This window comes from Bacillus sp. FSL M8-0266 (assembly GCF_038613425.1).
GTDB lineage: Bacteria > Bacillota > Bacilli > Bacillales > Bacillaceae > Bacillus > Bacillus pumilus.
Genome location: NZ_CP152015.1, coordinates 2,440,507 through 2,457,168 on the forward strand (window position 1 = coordinate 2,440,507; position 16,662 = coordinate 2,457,168).

19 protein-coding genes are annotated in these 16,662 nt (G+C 41.0%); 2 read left to right on the forward strand and 17 right to left on the reverse strand.

Annotated features, from left to right (window positions below):
* Positions 1-17: 17 nt before the first annotated feature.
* Positions 18-1,232, reverse strand: coding sequence for a formaldehyde dehydrogenase, glutathione-independent (fdhA, locus tag MKY83_RS12480; RefSeq protein WP_050943691.1), 1,215 nt, complete (start codon positions 1,230-1,232; stop codon positions 18-20).
* 421 nt (positions 1,233-1,653) lie between these two features.
* A complete protein-coding gene (locus MKY83_RS12485; protein ID WP_326480591.1) occupies positions 1,654-2,256 on the reverse strand; it encodes a class I SAM-dependent methyltransferase in 603 nt (200 codons plus the stop codon).
* A 335-nt stretch (positions 2,257-2,591) separates the two neighbouring features.
* On the opposite strand from MKY83_RS12485, the gene MKY83_RS12490 reads away from it, so the two are divergent.
* Entirely contained in the window at positions 2,592-2,648 is a 57-nt protein-coding gene (locus MKY83_RS12490; RefSeq protein WP_269793919.1) for a YjcZ family sporulation protein, read from the forward strand.
* A gap of 43 nt (positions 2,649-2,691) precedes the next feature.
* Here the strand turns inward: MKY83_RS12490 and MKY83_RS12495 are convergent, their stop codons facing one another.
* The 7 genes from MKY83_RS12495 to MKY83_RS12525 all read right to left on the reverse strand — a co-directional run bounded on the left by MKY83_RS12495 (position 2,692) and on the right by MKY83_RS12525 (position 7,369).
* Positions 2,692-2,847, reverse strand: a complete 156-nt coding sequence (locus MKY83_RS12495) for a hypothetical protein (protein WP_223250656.1) — start codon at positions 2,845-2,847, stop codon at positions 2,692-2,694.
* Positions 2,848-3,013: 166 nt separating this feature from the next.
* Positions 3,014-3,148 (reverse strand): YrzI family small protein, encoded by a 135-nt coding sequence (locus tag MKY83_RS12500; protein ID WP_065098496.1) that lies wholly within the window; start codon positions 3,146-3,148, stop codon positions 3,014-3,016.
* Between the two features lie 446 nt (positions 3,149-3,594).
* Positions 3,595-3,825 carry a YrhC family protein gene (locus tag MKY83_RS12505; protein ID WP_041815772.1) on the reverse strand — a complete coding sequence of 77 codons (231 nt, stop codon included), beginning with the start codon at positions 3,823-3,825 and terminating at the stop codon, positions 3,595-3,597.
* Between the two features lie 72 nt (positions 3,826-3,897).
* Complete coding sequence (locus tag MKY83_RS12510; protein ID WP_044139578.1) at positions 3,898-5,046, reverse strand: bifunctional cystathionine gamma-lyase/homocysteine desulfhydrase; 1,149 nt, start codon at positions 5,044-5,046, stop codon at positions 3,898-3,900.
* Between the two features lies 1 nt (position 5,047).
* The gene (locus MKY83_RS12515; protein ID WP_044139579.1) at positions 5,048-5,971 is read right to left on the reverse strand and encodes a cysteine synthase family protein; all 924 of its coding nucleotides are present in this window, start codon (positions 5,969-5,971) and stop codon (positions 5,048-5,050) included.
* Between the two features lie 46 nt (positions 5,972-6,017).
* Positions 6,018-6,713 (reverse strand): 5'-methylthioadenosine/S-adenosylhomocysteine nucleosidase, encoded by a 696-nt coding sequence (gene mtnN, locus MKY83_RS12520; protein WP_342487387.1) that lies wholly within the window; start codon positions 6,711-6,713, stop codon positions 6,018-6,020.
* Between the two features lie 14 nt (positions 6,714-6,727).
* Positions 6,728-7,369: a class I SAM-dependent methyltransferase gene (locus tag MKY83_RS12525; protein WP_044139581.1), complete on the reverse strand. Its 642-nt coding sequence runs from the start codon at positions 7,367-7,369 to the stop codon at positions 6,728-6,730.
* Positions 7,370-7,555: 186 nt separating this feature from the next.
* Here MKY83_RS12525 and MKY83_RS12530 point away from each other — a divergent pair, with 186 nt between their 5' ends.
* Entirely contained in the window at positions 7,556-7,759 is a 204-nt protein-coding gene (locus tag MKY83_RS12530; RefSeq protein WP_034620637.1) for a YrzA family protein, read from the forward strand.
* A 223-nt stretch (positions 7,760-7,982) separates the two neighbouring features.
* Here the strand turns inward: MKY83_RS12530 and MKY83_RS12535 are convergent, their stop codons facing one another.
* The 8 genes from MKY83_RS12535 to mltG all read right to left on the reverse strand — a co-directional run bounded on the left by MKY83_RS12535 (position 7,983) and on the right by mltG (position 16,620).
* Complete coding sequence (locus tag MKY83_RS12535; RefSeq protein ID WP_106066924.1) at positions 7,983-8,648, reverse strand: YrrS family protein; 666 nt, start codon at positions 8,646-8,648, stop codon at positions 7,983-7,985.
* 67 nt (positions 8,649-8,715) lie between these two features.
* The gene (locus MKY83_RS12540) at positions 8,716-10,458 is read right to left on the reverse strand and encodes a penicillin-binding protein 2 (RefSeq protein WP_065098501.1); all 1,743 of its coding nucleotides are present in this window, start codon (positions 10,456-10,458) and stop codon (positions 8,716-8,718) included.
* A gap of 50 nt (positions 10,459-10,508) precedes the next feature.
* On the reverse strand, positions 10,509-10,982 hold the full coding sequence (gene greA, locus MKY83_RS12545; RefSeq protein ID WP_003216248.1) for a transcription elongation factor GreA: 474 nt from the start codon (positions 10,980-10,982) through the stop codon (positions 10,509-10,511).
* 824 nt (positions 10,983-11,806) lie between these two features.
* Positions 11,807-12,439, reverse strand: coding sequence for a uridine kinase (udk, locus tag MKY83_RS12550; RefSeq protein WP_065098502.1), 633 nt, complete (start codon positions 12,437-12,439; stop codon positions 11,807-11,809).
* Positions 12,440-12,446: 7 nt separating this feature from the next.
* Entirely contained in the window at positions 12,447-13,715 is a 1,269-nt protein-coding gene (locus MKY83_RS12555) for a U32 family peptidase (protein WP_065098503.1), read from the reverse strand.
* 20 nt (positions 13,716-13,735) lie between these two features.
* A complete protein-coding gene (locus MKY83_RS12560; protein ID WP_003216182.1) occupies positions 13,736-14,665 on the reverse strand; it encodes a peptidase U32 family protein in 930 nt (309 codons plus the stop codon).
* Positions 14,662-15,327: an O-methyltransferase gene (locus MKY83_RS12565; RefSeq protein WP_003216230.1), complete on the reverse strand. Its 666-nt coding sequence runs from the start codon at positions 15,325-15,327 to the stop codon at positions 14,662-14,664. Before MKY83_RS12565 ends, MKY83_RS12560 begins: the two co-directional genes overlap by 4 nt.
* A gap of 210 nt (positions 15,328-15,537) precedes the next feature.
* Positions 15,538-16,620: an endolytic transglycosylase MltG gene (gene mltG / locus MKY83_RS12570; protein ID WP_342487388.1), complete on the reverse strand. Its 1,083-nt coding sequence runs from the start codon at positions 16,618-16,620 to the stop codon at positions 15,538-15,540.
* Between the last annotated feature and the right edge of the window lie 42 nt (positions 16,621-16,662).

Here is a 16,662-nt window from a genome sequence, read left to right on the forward strand (position 1 = left end):
TTATTCTCATTGATTCATTATTTAGAAATCATCCCATGCGGGTCAATGACAAATTTCTTCGCCACACCCGAATCAAAGTCGCTGTATCCTTGAGGGGCTTGATCAAGGTTAATGACGGTCGCATTCACGGCTTTGGCAATTTGTGCTCTTCCGCTTAAAATGGATTTCATTAGACTGCGGTGATATTGCATGACAGGGGTTTGGCCTGTCACAAAGGTATGGGCTTTTGCCCAGCCGAGTCCAATTCGCACTTTCAGTGATCCAACTTTTGCATCAGCATCCACTGCACCTGGGTCTTCTGTGACGTAAAGCCCTGGGATTCCAAGTTTACCGCCAACTTTGGTAATATCCATAATTGTATTTAAAACGGTTGCAGGCGCTTCTCCTTGATCTCCATGACCTGAAGCTTCAAAGCCGACACAATCGACGGCACAGTCTACTTCTGGCTCTCCTAAGATATTGGTGATTTGTTCGCCGATTCGATCATGTTTTCTTAAATTGATCGTCTCACAGCCAAAGCTTCTGGCCTGCTCCAGCCTTTGTTCATTCAAATCACCGACAATGACCGTAGAAGCGCCAAGAAGCTGAGCGGAATGCGCTGCGGCAAGACCTACTGGCCCTGCACCGGCTATATATACGGTTGAACCAGGCTTTACTCCAGCCGTATAAGCACCGTGAAAACCTGTCGGGAAAATATCGGAAAGCATCGTCAGATCAAGTATTTTTTCCATCGCTTGATCTTTGTCTGGAAATTTCAGCAGCTGGAAATCTGCATAAGGCACCATGACGTACTCGGATTGGCCGCCAACCCATCCGCCCATATCGACATATCCATAGGCAGAGCCTGGACGGTCCGGGTTTACATTTAAGCACACATGGGTTTTTTGTTCCTTACACATGACGCATCGTCCGCAAGCAATATTAAAGGGAACAGACACAAGGTCTCCTTTTTGAATAAACTCCACATCTCGTCCAACCTCAACGACTTCACCTGTAATTTCATGACCAAGGACTAGTCCTGCAGGCGCAGTCGTACGACCTCTCACCATGTGCTGGTCACTTCCGCAAATATTCGTCGTCACTACTTTTAAAATGACGCCATGCTCACATTTGCGCCCCACATTGGCTTTCGGTACACCCGGGCCATCTCTTAAAATCAAATCAGGGTATCCAATATCCTCAACTGCTACATTTCCTGCTCCTTTATAAACGACACCTTTGTTTCCCGACATGTTTCCATTCCTCCCTTTTTGTTTAAAAATGAAGTCTCTACAATTTTCTCTATTTATGAAGCAATTCCCTGCTCCAAATGGCACAATTGATAAAAAAAAAGCGAAATATGTCTATCACGGAGAGAAAAATGTATCTTCCAGTCAAATAAAAAAGAAAATATTGAAAAAAAAGCTAAACTTTTGAAGAACGGTGTCGATATAAGAAATAAGCCAGACAGGTATCCTTAATCGACAAACAAATTCCTTATATATACTATCATTCCTTACACACCTGGCTGGCGCCTACATCATATACAAAAGTCTCTTCGATGAAGAGACTTTTTTTTAATTCGTTCAAACATGATTCAATTACACGCAAAGAAGCTCCTCTCACGAAGAGCCTCTTTTAGAATGCTTGTTCATTACCTGGGAAATATTTTCATCATTTTAACGCTTTGATACAGATGTATGTATCATAGTGATAAACCGAAACTTCTCTGAAGTGATACGCTGAAAATAGGCGGCTAATCTCTTGTTCACTATACGATGAAAAAGATTGTGACCGCTTTTGTTCCTTCATCAGTTCCTGCTGTTGGAAAGATAAGAATACTTCTCCATCCACTTGAAGAACACGGTACACTTCCTTCATGACTTGCTCAATATCCTTCAAGTAATAAATGGTCTGCACAGTAAATAACTTATTGAATGATCTGTCTTCAAAAGGTAAATGCTCGGCTTTACCAAGAGTCACGATGGCTTTATCCTGTTCCACAAGCTTCTTATGTTTTCTTTTTGCATATTTGATCATATGACGAGAGGCATCCACTCCATATACTTTACCGCGATCAAGTTTCTCTGCTACCTTCGATAATGTCATGCCTCTTCCAGTACCGATTTCTAAAATCCGGTCATTTTCTTGTATATTTAAGAGTTGAATCGTCCATTCATTGATATTATGATGATTTTTTTCCATATAGCGGGCAACCCATTTTGAGAACAAGCCTTTTGGTTCCCTCATTTGTTTTCCAATCCAGCTTTGAATCAATGTTAACACCTGCTTTGCTCCAGTAAATAAAACTATTTACGAATTTTCTTACTTTTCATATCGGCTCACGCCTAACAAAGTTTAAGACCTAGTCCTAATTATTTGTTATTGATTAGACGGCATCTTTTCAGAAAATGTTTCGCAGAACTTTAAAAAATTTAATCCGAATAGGCGTTTTCATTAATTGTGCTCAGATTGATTTCGTTTTCTGCATGAGCTGCATATTTTATGAATGTATCTTGATTAGATAAAGGTGGTGCTAGATTATGGGCTTTGGTGGAGGTTATGCTGGAGGCTGCGGTGGTTACGGTGGCGGTTTTGCAGGCGGATTCGCTTTGCTTGTTGTACTGTTCATTTTGTTGATCATCATCGGTGCAAGTTGGATTTGCTAATGTAAAAGGAGCAGGAAACGATAACGTTTCCTGCTCCTTTTCTTTAATACCAATAAGCTCGGTACTGATACATATATTGTCTGAGCATTTCCTCTTGCTCTCTTTGCATTCGGTACGGATTACCGTATCCATGCTTTAAGGAATGCGGAATGGATGTATACCCGTGCCCCACTGACGGAAACCTCATATATGGTGACATCGACATTCGTTGATCACCTCACAATCTCCTTTTACGGATATCATATGTGCAGATGATCAATGTGGAGCGTGTCTAAACCTGGTCCTTCTCCATAGTATAACAATTAAGCATTGCAAGCATCATAAACATGTCAATCTCCTCCTTTTCGCATTTTTCTTTTCGTATTTTAGTTCATATACTCTAGTTGTTTCTGCTTCATTTCTTCATAAAATGTTTCGACTTGTTGTTCATAAAGAACTGTTTCAATGTCTTTGTATTTTCGTCGGATCGTCAATGTGATAAAAAATAAATGGATTGTCATATACGCTCACCTCCCTTCAGTTCGCAGCACGCGAAATAACCCGCAGATCTTCTTTGTCAGTTGACCTGCGGGCACACAAAAATGCAGATCAAAAGACAGTGTCTTCCAACCTGCAATGGATGATACGTAAAATCCTCGTTTACTTTAACAGTTTTGAAGCGTGTGCACCGTATAAGGTAAAGGAAGGACACGAGCTCTTCCACAGGCTGATGACATGATGAAATTATTTGTTGATTTGATGACAATAGAAACGAATAACATATTCTTCAGCCTCCTTTACGTTTTTAATTACTTTGTTAGTATATCCAGCAAGCACCATTTTGTAAACCTGTTTTTAGTAAAAAAGATGATTTTTGTGTGTTTGACTAAATTTCTACATTTATTCTTGTCCGATTGTCCAATACAATCAAAAAAGCCTCCTCACGTAAATGAGGAGACTTTTCGAATTAATCTTCATCTAGTTCTTGCAGTTTCTTTTGAAAAAAGATCGCGCGTCTCACACAAAGAAAAGCTGCTAATAAGAAAACACAATCAATTCCCATCATCAGCATTTTTGGAGATGCTTCGATGTGTTGGTTTGGTATGATCGTACCAATATATAAAAAGGTGCTGACAGCAAGCAAAATAAAAGCGTACTGCTTGTAATCTGTCACTAAACCACTCCACTTTTTCTTCACTTGAATCACCTTCCTGTTTAACATGTCTATTGATAGCTTAACATAGTAAAAGAAAGGTAGTGGCATGTAAATCTATCCATTCACTAGTGCGTTTAGTCCCTGCTTCATATCATTCAGTAAATCATCCACATCTTCAATCCCGACGGATATACGAATTAACCCATCAGTGATGCCAAGCTCCTCGCGGCGGTCTTTTGGAATGGACGCATGAGTCATTCGAGCAGGAACAGAGATTAAGCTTTCAACCGCTCCAAGGCTTTCTGCGATCGTAAACAGCTTAAGCTGACTTAAAAACACATCGACATGTTCTTCTTTTCCAATATCAAAAGAGATCATGCCGCCGTAGCCTGATGCTTGCGTTTTTGCAAGTTCATGTCCAGGGTGAGCATCAAGACCTGGGTAATAAACACGTGTGACTGCTGGATGTTGTTCTAAAAACTCAGCGATTTTCTGTGCATTTTGCTGATGTGCTTCCATTCTTAGTCCAAGCGTTTTGATTCCTCTCATGAGAAGCCATGAATCCTGCGGTCCAAGAATTCCACCAGTAGAATTTTGAACAAAATGCAGTTCTTCCCCAAGCTCTTCCGTCGCTGTTACAACAAGCCCACCTACGACATCACTGTGACCGCCTAAATATTTAGTGGCACTATGCAGAACGATGTCCGCCCCATATTCAATCGGCCTTTGGAAATAAGGTGTGAAAAATGTATTATCAACAATCATTAAGATGTTAGCTTCTTTTGTCAATTGGCCGATCGCTTTGAGATCAGTCATTTTCAGTAAAGGATTGGTTGGTGATTCAATGTAAACCGCTTTTGTTTCAGGTAAAATCGCCTTTTTTACTGCTTCAGGATCACTTGTGTCAACAAAGGTCGCTTGAATGCCAATACGGTTGAGTACCTTTGTGATGACGCGGTAGGTTCCGCCGTATACGTCATCTGTCAGGACAATATGATCTCCGCTGTTAAACAGCATCATCACTGCCGTAATGGCAGCCATTCCTGAACCAAATGCGTAGCCGTTTGCTCCCCCTTCAAGGTCACGAATGACGGTTTCTAGTGCCGTTCTTGTTGGATTCGCTGTTCTTGAATATTCATATCCTGTATGTTCGCCTGCTTTCGGCTGCTTATATGTGCTCACTTGGTATATAGGTACAGACACAGCGCCCGTTTTTTCATCACCAGTTGTTCCACTGTGTATCATCATTGTTTTTGGTTTCATTTTATTTTCCTCCCTCATAAATGCCTTTACTTAAATACCGTTCACTGCTGTCAGGAAAAATGGTGACGATGACTGTCCCAGGTGCTGCCTTCTTCGCTTCTTCTAAAGCGGCAAATAACGCGGCACCCGAAGAACTCCCGATGAGAACGCCTTCTTTTTCAGCAGCTTCTTTCACCATTTGGAAAGCATCATCATCACTGACGGTATATATCTCATCGAATAAAGCAGATTCCATATAATCTGGGATAAATTCAAGGCCGATTCCTTCCGTTCTATGCGGACCCGGATCTCCTCCATTTAAAATCGATCCTTCAGGTTCGACAACAACTGTTTTTAACGCAGGATGCTGCTCTTTTAAATAGGCAGCACACCCTTGAAAAGTCCCGCCAGATCCCGCTCCTGCCACGAATACATCGATGTTTCCTTGCAGGTCGGACCATAATTCTGGACCAAGCGTTTTATAGTAAGTCAATGGATTTACTTGGTTTTTAAATTGTAAAACGCAATAGGCATTGTCAAGGCTTGCCTCTAGTTCAAGGGCTCGATCAATCGCACCCTTCATGCCCTCTTTTCTTGGTGTATGAATAATGTCTGCACCGAGCGCCTTCATGAGCTGTTGTTTTTCTTGACTAAAATGTTCTGGTACGCAAAAAATGGTCCGCAATTGATGCTTTCTTGCACTGAGGGCAAGCCCAATTCCTGTGTTTCCAGCAGTTGCTTCAATGATGGTTCCGCCAGGGCGCAATTTGCCAGATGCCAATGCTTCTCTTATGAGCATATCACCTAAACGATCTTTAATACTTCCACCCGGATTCATCATTTCAAGCTTTGCATATACCTCTACACCTTCCGGGATGCCGATTCCTGACAGTTTTAAAAGCGGTGTGCGGCCAATTAATTCTGTAATATCCTGTATGACAGCCATATGATTCCCTTCCTTTGTATGGAAAAGAAGGGGGAATCCCCTTCTTTTATTGAGTTTGCTTTATCATACGCAAGACAAGGTCGGTTGAGTGAATCGCTGCTTGCTCAAGAAATTGATCAAATGAGACATTGGATTCTTTCCCTGCAATATCAGATAGCGCTCGAACGACAACAAATGGCGTTCCAAAGAGCTGGCAAACTTGTGCAACGGCTGCGGCTTCCATTTCCACCGCATATAGCTCTGGAAACTTCTCTCTCACAAACGCTACACGACCCGGATCATTCATAAACGAATCTCCAGTTGCAATCGTACCTTTTGCCACTTGAATATGATCGATCTCTAAAGCCGATTCCTCTGCCAGCTTCACAAGCTTTTCGTCTGCAACAAAAGCAGCTGGCAATCCTGGTACTTGTCCGTATTCGTAATTAAAGATCGTGACATCCACATCATGATGTCTAACATCAGTAGAGATGACAATATCCCCTACATTTAATGTGTGATGGAAACCGCCAGCTGATCCTGTATTGATCACATAATCCGGCTGAAAGCGGTCAAGCAGAAGTGTTGTGCTAACCGCTGCATTCACTTTTCCAATCCCTGATTTTAATAAAATCATTTCTTTATCTTCATAAACACCTGTTGTGAATTCACACCCAGCGATGTTTTCTTGTGTAGCATTCTTTAGTTGATCTCTTAATATCGTCACTTCTTCTTCCATTGCACCTATGACTGCGATTTTCAAATCAAAACATCCTTTCATTCCCTTTTCTTCGCTTCTACGATCCAAACAAAATCATTCATTTGATGAAAGGACGTACTAAAACCTTCTTCTTCAAAGATTTGCTTTAGCACATCGATGGATGGATAATATTCCGTTTCTAAATCCTCAGCAAGCTGATCGAATCCTGCCGCTTTCGCTTTGTCAATTTCAGCTTGATGTGCTGCTTGATTTTGAAACATTGTATCAGCAAAGACTATTTTACCATCTGAGTGAAGGATGTTGCTATAGGTGTGAATGGCTTGTTTTTTTTCTTCGTCCGTTAAATGGTGGAAAGCATATGAACTGACAATTGTATCAGGCTCAAATGGCGCCGCTGGAAATGATAAAAAATCCCCATCATGAAACACATCGGGTATACCCTTTTGAAGAGCCGCTTTCTTCATGGCGTCTGATGGTTCAACACCAAACACGTTCTTATCAGCTGCGAGCAGTGCCGCTGTTAAATTCCCCGTGCCACTTCCAAACTCAAGAACATCTTGACCTGCACGGCGAACAATTTCTTTTAAAATAAACGGATACCGGCGAAACACTTCTTCATACTGCTCATCATGACCACTTACCGTGTCGTCATAAGAGTCAGCCCAATGATCAAATACAGAAAGAAACTCACGTCCCATTTTCTTTCCCTCCACTTTATCTATTTATTCCTATGCGTATAGTATGTTTTAATTCGTCGAACAGTTCCTATCCTACCACATCTTCAGTTTCTTTCCTACTAAAAAATACTGGGAGGGGTAGAAAAATATTTGCTCTTTTAGAGGAGAGAGATTAAGATGAATGAAGAGTATGGAGAGGTGAATCAAATGGATTTTCAGTTGGATTTTCTAAAGGATAAAATTGAATTCTTTGAAGCATCGTCTTTAAAAGAACTTGAACAAAAGATCCAAAAACAAATTGAACATAATCAGGCAATTCTGCTGACCGTTCATTCTGTCAGTCATCAAACGACTGTGATCGATGACCGGATTTTGTATACAGCGGTTGTTCATTTTAAGGCGAATATCTGAATAAAAAAGATAGCATGACTGCTATCTTACAGCGTGGAGACAAACCCTCGCATTCTGTGTCAGTCCTGCGTGCAGGTGCTCACGAATCTTCAATTCGCTCCGGTACGAGTCGCAAAGGTTTTCTCTCACGCTGAGCTATAATGAAAACAAAGGGCTAAAATGAAATCATTTTAGCCCTTTGTCATCAATCTAAAAGATAGCATGGCTGCTATCTTTTTTATGTTTATTTTAATTTTTCAACCTTTACAGGTTTCCAGCCTTTTTCATCTACCCATGTGATTTCCACGCGGTAGCGTTCGCCTGTTGATTTGTCACGGATGGTTCCCTTTGCATCTTGAGGGCCTCCGTTATTTCCTAACCAAATAACTGTCATTTGATCTTCTGAAATTCCCGTCGCATAGGACATGGCTTTCATCATTTCTTTCCAGTCTTTTGAGTTAGAATCATAGGTTGCTGTATGTGAACCGGATTGCTCTGTTCCTACGGGCTCCCAGTCATCGCTTTCGTATGTTTTGTCTACGTCACTCGTTTTGCCGCCATCTGTTTCTTTGGCATCTTTTAAAGCATCTTTATTAGGCTCTTTTTCATCATCTGACTTCTTCGTATCGTCGTCTTGATCAGATGAGTCATCTTTTGTTGCATCTGAATCATCGGATGTGTCTTTCTTTTGATCTTTCACATCTTCATCTGATTTTTGTTTGTTTTCACTTGTTGCAGGCGCCGTTTTTGATGGTTCTTTCGCAACATCTATGTCTTTCGGTTTATTAAAAATTAATAAACTCGTTGCGACAACCAAAATAAGCACCACAACGATACCAATTAATATGTTAAGCACCATATTGGCCTTTCTGCGCTTATCACGATGTTCAAATCGAGAATTTCTACTCAAAATCTCTGCACTCCTTTGCCTCTGTTCCCTAAGTCGTTACTATTCTAACATGACATGAAGGAATGTTCTATGTCTGTTTCTTTTCAATTTCGTTGACCTTTTTTACAATATCATAAAACGCATCATTTGTCTTAGCCCGGCCACTTGCCTCATCAAGGTGAACAACGACTAGGGCGTATTTTGGTTTTTCCACCGGAAAGTATCCAGCAAACCATTTATGATAAAGCGGATTCCCCTTTTTATCTTTACTGCCGGTTTGGGCAGTGCCTGATTTCCCCGCCACATCAAATGGAAGGTCTTGAAACCTTCTTCCTGTTCCTTTGTCAGATGTCACCACCTGCCTTAAGTACTTTTGCAGCTTTTGAGCTGTATAGCGGTCAATACTGCCTCCTTCTGGTCGTTTGTTTTGAAAGGTTAACATCGTTGTTCCGTTTTGATACAGCACTTTTTCAGCGATTTTCACTTCTTTTCGTTCTCCGCCTCTCGCAATCGACGCCATCATATTGGCCATTTGCAAAGGAGTCGTTTTGACATTTTTTTGCCCTATTGCGGTTTGAGCAATGGCTTTTTTGACATGCTTGTCTCTTTTATCCCCCCACACATTGCCGGTTTCTTCACGATCAAACTGTTTGAAATGCTGCTTATGATAGACATCCCCTTCCCAGCCAGCTCGATCAATGAGTCCAAGCTTTGCAGCCGTCTTTTCGATGATTTGATCATCTGTTTGGATCAGCTTGTCAGCAAGTGTTGCAAAGGTATAATTACAGCTCTGCGAAAAGCTCTCAGACAGATTCAGCACTTCCTGCGTTCCTTCTGGCTCTCCATATAAATTCTTTCGACAGTCATACATCGTTTGTGGCTGGTCGAGGTTTTTTTCGATTGCTGCGGCAAGTACAGCGGTTTTAAAGACAGAACCTGGTGCCATGGCAGTCAGCATGTAATTTCTTGCTTCATGCCGGTTTTTGCTTGTGACGTTTGGCGTACTTGCCATCGCCAGCACACTGCTGCTTTCAATGTCGAGCAGAACGGCCCCGCCTTTTTCGACGCCTTGGTCTTTCAGAACTTTCTCCATTTCAGCTTGCATGTTTTCATCAATTGTTGTTTGAACTTGAAGAGGATAAAATGAATGAGCCTCTGCTGTATATTTGACGTCCATCCCAAACAAAGGGTTTCCCCTTCCGTCCACATGATATAACAATTTTGTGTCTTGCTCGGGTAATAGAAATTCGTCAAAGGTACTTTCCAGCCCAAAAGTGCCGATTTCTGTACGGATGGAAAGCTCTTTTTTGTCAGGATAACGCTTTCTGAGCAATTCTGGATTTTCACTCGTGAAGCCTAATGTGTGGAGGGCAAGTCTTTTTTTGTCCTTCTCTTTCATATATACGCCGTACACACCTGAATATTTCATATCATTGATGTCTTTCAGCTTTTTTTTCGTGATGTCATCTTTGAGAATGAGAGGTTTTTTGGTTTCTGTCAGCTGTTTTTTGAGTTCATCTTCTTCCATCTCAAGAATAGAGGCGGTTTGTTTTAAATGAGGAAGATCATATTGCAGGAAAGGAAATAAGATCACTGCAGGCTGTTCTTTTGTGAGAAGCGCCTCGCCGTTTCGATCTAAAAATTCACCGCGGCCATCTGAAATGACCACTTCTTCTGTACGCTGTTTGACACTTTCTTGTATTAAATTGATATCAAGCTTTGAAAAAGATTCTGTGAAAAACAGTTGAATTTCTGCCAGTCTGATGAGAAGACCAAGCAGCAGCATAAAAATAACAGCACCTGTCCATTGAATTCTACGTTTTTTGCGCATAAAAACACCTCGTCCCTATTGTGGACGAGGTGTTTATCGTATAAACGTAATTATGAAATTTTTACAATTTGGACGAACATTTCTCCGCCAGGTGTTTGAACGGTTACTTTGTCGTCTACTTGTTTGCCTAACAGGCTTTTTGCAATTGGTGAATCGTTTGAAATCTTTCCTTCGAACGGATCAGCTTCTGCACTTCCGACGATTGTATAAGACTCTTCTTCTCCGTCTGGTAATTCAACGAAAGTGACTGTTTTACCAAGTGAGACAATATTTGAGTTTCCTTCATCTTCGATAATTTTGGCATTGCGAATCATATTATCAAGCGTAGTGATACGCCCTTCTACAAACGCTTGCTCTTCTTTAGCAGAATCATATTCCGAGTTTTCAGAGAGGTCTCCAAAGCTTCTAGCAATTTTAATTCGCTCTACAACCTCTTTACGTTTAACCGTTTTCAAATGTTCAAGCTCTTCTTCTAATTTCCGTTTTCCTTCTTCTGTCATTGGAAATACTTTCTCTTGTGCCATGAATCATTCACTCCTTCTATTAATCCTCATCATACATACTTTCTGCACGTGAGTGACGACTGAAATATACAAGAATGAGGACTTCTTCATGCCCTCATTCCTTCTGTCCCATATTTGTAAAAGTCCATCTTACATGGCGTCCCTTTTAGATGCAACTATTATGCCTTTTTTCAGACAGAACCACTCTCAGTGGCCCAAAGATGATCTATCTTCATCGCACAAACTGTGGAAAGGCACAGGAAGCTCCTGTACCTCGTTCGCCATTTCGATCATATGTAGAAGAATAGCTTATCCATTCTCCATCTTCCCAATACATAATATGGTCAGTGTACGATATGTCTATGCTATATTATTACATAATTGCTTTTTGATCAAGAATTGTTTGAAAATTTGTGATGGTTTGTTTGTCGTTTTTTTAATATACTTTTACAAAATCGAAACCACTTCAATATTCAGCTTGAAAACGACATTTTTCTACATCTATTTCACATCATTGTTTTCCTATCATATCAAATCTTTCATTCAAAGTGTTACTTCTTAAAATATTTAAGCAGCTTCTACTTTTAGAAACAAGTGAAATATTGGTATTTACTCTCTTTATGATGATGTTGACAAAGGGCTAAAATGGTTTTTATTTTAGCTCTTTGTCTTCTTTTCAGCGTGATAGAAAACCTTTGCACTCTAGGAAGGACGAGCACAGAAGCGGAGCGAATTTAATATTCGTGAGCATCGGCGCACAGGACTGACACCGAATGCGAGGGTTTGTCTACACGCTGGATGATGTTGAAAAGACCTTTACATTGTAAAGGTCTTTTCAACATCAGTTACTCTGCTCGGCTTTGAAGAATCGTTTGAATTTTTGTCACCATTAAGTCAATCGCCACATGGTTTTGGCCGCCTTCTGGGATGATGATGTCAGCGTATCGCTTCGTCGGTTCAATGAATTGATTATGCATTGGTCTGACAACAGATACATACTGTTCAATCACAGAATCGATTGAACGGCCTCTTTCTTTCGTATCGCGTAAAATGCGGCGAATGATGCGTAGATCTGCATCTGTATCGACATACAGTTTAATATCCATTAAGTCTCTTAGGCGTTCGTCTTCTAGTGCAAAGATGCCTTCAACGATGATAACATCCTTTGGTTCAACATGGACAGTCTCTTCTGAACGTGTGTTGAGCTTGAAATCATATATTGGTTTTTCAATGGATTCGTACCTTAAGAGCTGTTCCAAATGCTCAAACATCAGGTCATTGTCGAATGCGAGCGGATGATCATAGTTCGTAAGCAGACGCTCTTCAAATGGCATATGACTTTGATTTTTGTAATATAAATCTTGCTGAAGCATGAGGATGGAATGGCCTTTAAATTTTTCATAGATTGAATTGGTGACGCTCGTTTTACCTGAACCCGAGCCGCCAGCAATTCCAATGACAACTGGTTTACTCCTCATGTGCCTGTTATTTCCCCTTTCTCATCATGTTGCTAGGGTATACTTTTTGATCGAGCTTGAATTTGACGATTTGCAGCGGATGACGAGCGGCATCTAGTTCATTTCCTTTTTCATCCCAAATCGTCTCAATTTTGCATGTGAAATTCTCAATTTCTGGTCCGAAAAATTCGACTTCGTCACCAGCTTTAAAGAAGTTACGCTGCTGCAATGTGACGATTTGTTCTTTTTCATCATAATGAAGAACGAGACCTGCGAAATCAAATGTCGTTTTCTTTCCATGAATACCAAACATTTGCTCATCCGTACCTGGTACACCTTCGAAAAAGGCTGGTGCTGTATCGCGGTTTGCACATTTATCTAATTCATCTAACCATTCCTCTTCAATGACAAAATTGTCTGGGTCCGCACAATAGGCGTCGATGACTTTGCGATACACACTCACGACAGTTGCTACATAATGAATTGATTTCATCCGTCCTTCGATTTTTAAGCTGTCAATTCCCATTTCGATCATTTGAGGAATGGATTCGACAAGCTTTAAGTCTTTTGGACTCATCGCAAATGGTGCGTCTTCCTCTCCAAATAATGGCGCTTCCTCAGAACCTTCTAGTTTATAAAGATCATAATCCCAGCGGCAGGACTGGCAGCAGCCCCCGCGGTTAGAATCTCTTGCCGTCATATGGTTACTGAGCACGCAGCGGCCAGAGTAAGCAATACACATCGCACCGTGAATGAACGTTTCAATTTCAATATCGACCTTTTCTTTCATTTCTCTAATTTCCAGCGCACTTGTCTCGCGAGCCAGCACCACACGCTCAAGCCCTTCTTCCTTCCAAAACTGAACAGCTTTCCAGTTCGAAAGAGATTGCTGTGTGCTTAAATGGACTTCAAGCTTCGGTGCGACACGTTTACACGTTTCAATGATCAGCGGGTCAGCCACAATAATGCCCGCTACTCCAGCGCCTTCAATCCCTTGAAGGTATTCCTCCAGCCCGTCCATGTTTTCGTTGTGGGCAAAGATATTCGTCGTCACATAAATTCGTGCACCGTATTTGTTTGCAAATGCGACACCTTCAGCCATTTCTTCAATTGAAAAGTTATCGGCATTTGAGCGAAGCCCAAATTCTTTTCCGCCAATAAAGACCGCGTCTGCTCCGTAATGTACAGCAATTTTCAGCTTTTCCAAGTTTCCTGCTGGTGCAAGCAGTTCTGGTTTTTTTGTAATGACACGTTTCCCGTCAATCATTTCAGAAATACCGTCTTTCAATAGTGCCATTTCCTCTGCCTCCTCTTATATTAATAAACCGTTTCTTTAAAGAAGAACCCTGTATCAATCGAACGATTCACTGGCTGAATCTCTTCAATCCGCTTCACCCAGTCCTCTTTCTGATCTTCATACGCGTCTTTGTCAGTCGCTAATAAATCAATTGCTTTTCTATATAGAGACGTCACCTCTGTCATATAAGAAAGTGACTTTAAAATTCCGTCAATTTTAAAGGAGTCAATGCCTGCATCAACAAATTCCTCTAATTCGTCAATCATACACACATCATTTGGACTCATAATATGAGTGCCGTTTGCATCCTCGAAAATAGGGTATTTGTTTTGACGCTCTTGATCATGAAGGAATAGTCCTTCCTCCATATTTCTGCCTTCGACGTCCATTTGTTTGCCCTGATATTCAAAGTAGTTGCCAATGAGCGTACGTTTTGATTGAAACATACATGTCATGCCATGGACTTGAATTTCGATTTCCACCTCGGCATTTTCTTTGATGTCAATGACACTGTCCATATTCAGTTCTTTGGCAAGAACAGCACGCGTTGCACCTTTTCTGCCCCAGTAGTTACAAGTGTAATAGTTTGTCCCAGTCGTTTCTGTACTCCAGTGGAGATTCAGGCTTACCCCTGTTTCTTTGGCGGCCATGATCACTGCTGGGTCTCCAAAAACGACGCCATCTACGTTTAATGCGTCGAGAAAGGTTAAGTAATCTCCAAGCAGCTGCACACGATCATTATGAAAAATCGCATTCATCGCCACAAACACTTTTTTGTGATGCGCATGTGCAAGCTCAACCGTCTGTTTCACATCTTCTCTTGAAAACTCGCCTGCAAGACGAATACCGTATGTTTGTTCGCCTATTAAGAATGCATCAGCTCCCGCCTCGATTAATGGCAGTACGTCTGACACCTTGCTTGGCGTCACAAGCAATTCTGGTTTTTTCATGATTGGTCACCTCTTTTTGTACTAATGGCGATCCCGTCTCCCACTGGAATAATGCACGTTTGGAAATCAGGGTTTGACATAAGCCATTGATTGTATCGATCAATTTTTCCAATTAATTGTTTTTTTCGTTTATCTTCTATTTCTTCTTCATAGTTCGTTGCCACTAAGCCTTTAAATAATACGTTGTCTGTAATAATCATTCCGTCATGAGCAAGCATCGGTTCAAACAGCTCAAAAAAACGTTTGTACTGCCCTTTTGCGGCATCAATAAAGATCACATCATAGGGCGCCATCGTTTGGACTGTTTTAGCCGATTCCATGGCATCACCAAAGAACACGTGTATTCTTTCTTTTAACTTTAATTCCTCAATGTTCCGTGTCGCTTCTTCATAGCGTTTCGCATTTCGCTCAATCGTAAAAATTTCAGCAGCTGGTAGAGCTGTCGCCATTCGAATGGCGGAGTAGCCTATCGCTGTCCCAACCTCAAGAATTTTCTTCGGCTTTTTCATCGACAGCAGCTGCAGTAAAAGTTCAATGCTCACCTTTTCCATAATTGGCACATGATGCTCTTTTGCATATGCCTCTAATTGAGCGATTGCATCAGGACTTGGGTGAATTAAATGTTCAATATAATCATTCATTTGATCATCTTCGATAGTCATTATTTGTCTAGCTCCTTCATGACCTGAAAAAGAAGAGTCCTGCCTGTTGCAGCTCTCTTTCTCGTCAATCTTTCGTTCATCTAAGTAAAACAACCCGATATATTTTACCACAAAGAAGTGGTAATTGCGAACCTATAAAATGGATATTCCAACGAAAAAAACTGCAGGCAATCTTATATTGTCTACAGTCTTTTTCGATTCACATGTACATTAATTGCTGCCTGTGATGTATTTGGCTTTCGCTTTGTTGTGCTCATTTAACGTTTTTGTAAAGACGACTTCTCCATTTTTCTTCGCAAGGAAGTACACATAATCTGTTTTATCTGGATGCAGTGCGGCTTTCCATGAAGATTCGCCAGCATTTGCAATAGGTCCAGGCGGCAGCCCCTTGTTGTTATACGTATTATAAGGAGATTTCACCTTAAGGTCTTTGTAATAAACACGGGATTTATGCTCACCTAGTGCATAGAGAACGGTTGGATCGGTTTGAAGCGGCATGTCCTTTTTCAACCGGTTATAAAATACACTGGAGATTTTAGCGCGATCCGTCTTTTCTGTTGCTTCCATTTCAATCAGTGATGCCATCGTTAACACATCATGTATGGACATGTTTCTCTTTTTCATGCCTTTTTCATACGTTTTCACGTATTGATCTGTTTGTTTAATCATCGTTTCAATGATCGTTTCGAGTGATTCATCCTCACGATAAAATGGATACGTCGCAGGGAATAAATAACCTTCTAACGGATGTTTCACCTGTTTGCCATTTACCTGTGAAGTCACCGTTTTCGGATATTTTTTCATTAACGTTTGAATAAACGCAGGATCATCCAGCTTCGCTTCCACTTCTTTCGCTGAAAAATTCGTCTGATTTGCAATAACTACCGCAATATCAGACAGCTGTTTTCCTTCTGGAATCACAAGCTGAAAGGCGTAGTCTGTCCCTCCAGATGTCAGCTTTTGAATCAGCGTGTTTGCGTCCATCGTTTGTTTCAAATGAAAGTATCCTGCTTTAAAGCCGGACGCATTTTTGTATTTTGCATAATAAGTGAAAATCGTGTCATTCGAAATGAGCCCATTTTCTTTTAAAATGCCCGCAATCTCACGGACAGATGTCCCATTAGGAATATGAATATTAATCGTTTGTTTGCTTTTTTGATCGACCGGTCCAAGTGCTGATTTAACATATAAAAAGCCTGATAATGCTGCAATGATGATGACAGCAAGAACAGATAACAGGACGATCCCCATTTTCCTTTTGAAAAATGGTCGTTTCTTTTGTTCTGAAAACATGCATGGCCCTCCTCACATCTAGCTTTTATAGTACATGATTCG

Coding starts and splice junctions, on each gene's coding strand:
- mltG (WP_342487388.1), bottom strand. CDS start 16,620: ATGTTTTCAGAACAAAAGAAACGACCATTTTTCAAAAGGAAAATGGGG.
- MKY83_RS12510 (WP_044139578.1), bottom strand. CDS start 5,046: ATGAAACCAAAAACAATGATGATACACAGTGGAACAACTGGTGATGAA.
- MKY83_RS12565 (WP_003216230.1), bottom strand. CDS start 15,327: ATGACTATCGAAGATGATCAAATGAATGATTATATTGAACATTTAATT.
- MKY83_RS12560 (WP_003216182.1), bottom strand. CDS start 14,665: ATGAAAAAACCAGAATTGCTTGTGACGCCAAGCAAGGTGTCAGACGTA.
- udk (WP_065098502.1), bottom strand. CDS start 12,439: ATGAGGAGTAAACCAGTTGTCATTGGAATTGCTGGCGGCTCGGGTTCA.
- MKY83_RS12495 (WP_223250656.1), bottom strand. CDS start 2,847: ATGTCACCATATATGAGGTTTCCGTCAGTGGGGCACGGGTATACATCC.
- MKY83_RS12540 (WP_065098501.1), bottom strand. CDS start 10,458: ATGCGCAAAAAACGTAGAATTCAATGGACAGGTGCTGTTATTTTTATG.
- MKY83_RS12530 (WP_034620637.1), top strand. CDS start 7,556: ATGGATTTTCAGTTGGATTTTCTAAAGGATAAAATTGAATTCTTTGAA.
- MKY83_RS12515 (WP_044139579.1), bottom strand. CDS start 5,971: ATGGCTGTCATACAGGATATTACAGAATTAATTGGCCGCACACCGCTT.
- greA (WP_003216248.1), bottom strand. CDS start 10,982: ATGGCACAAGAGAAAGTATTTCCAATGACAGAAGAAGGAAAACGGAAA.
- fdhA (WP_050943691.1), bottom strand. CDS start 1,232: ATGTCGGGAAACAAAGGTGTCGTTTATAAAGGAGCAGGAAATGTAGCA.
- MKY83_RS12555 (WP_065098503.1), bottom strand. CDS start 13,715: ATGGCACTATTGAAAGACGGTATTTCTGAAATGATTGACGGGAAACGT.
- MKY83_RS12500 (WP_065098496.1), bottom strand. CDS start 3,148: ATGACAATCCATTTATTTTTTATCACATTGACGATCCGACGAAAATAC.
- MKY83_RS12525 (WP_044139581.1), bottom strand. CDS start 7,369: ATGGGACGTGAGTTTCTTTCTGTATTTGATCATTGGGCTGACTCTTAT.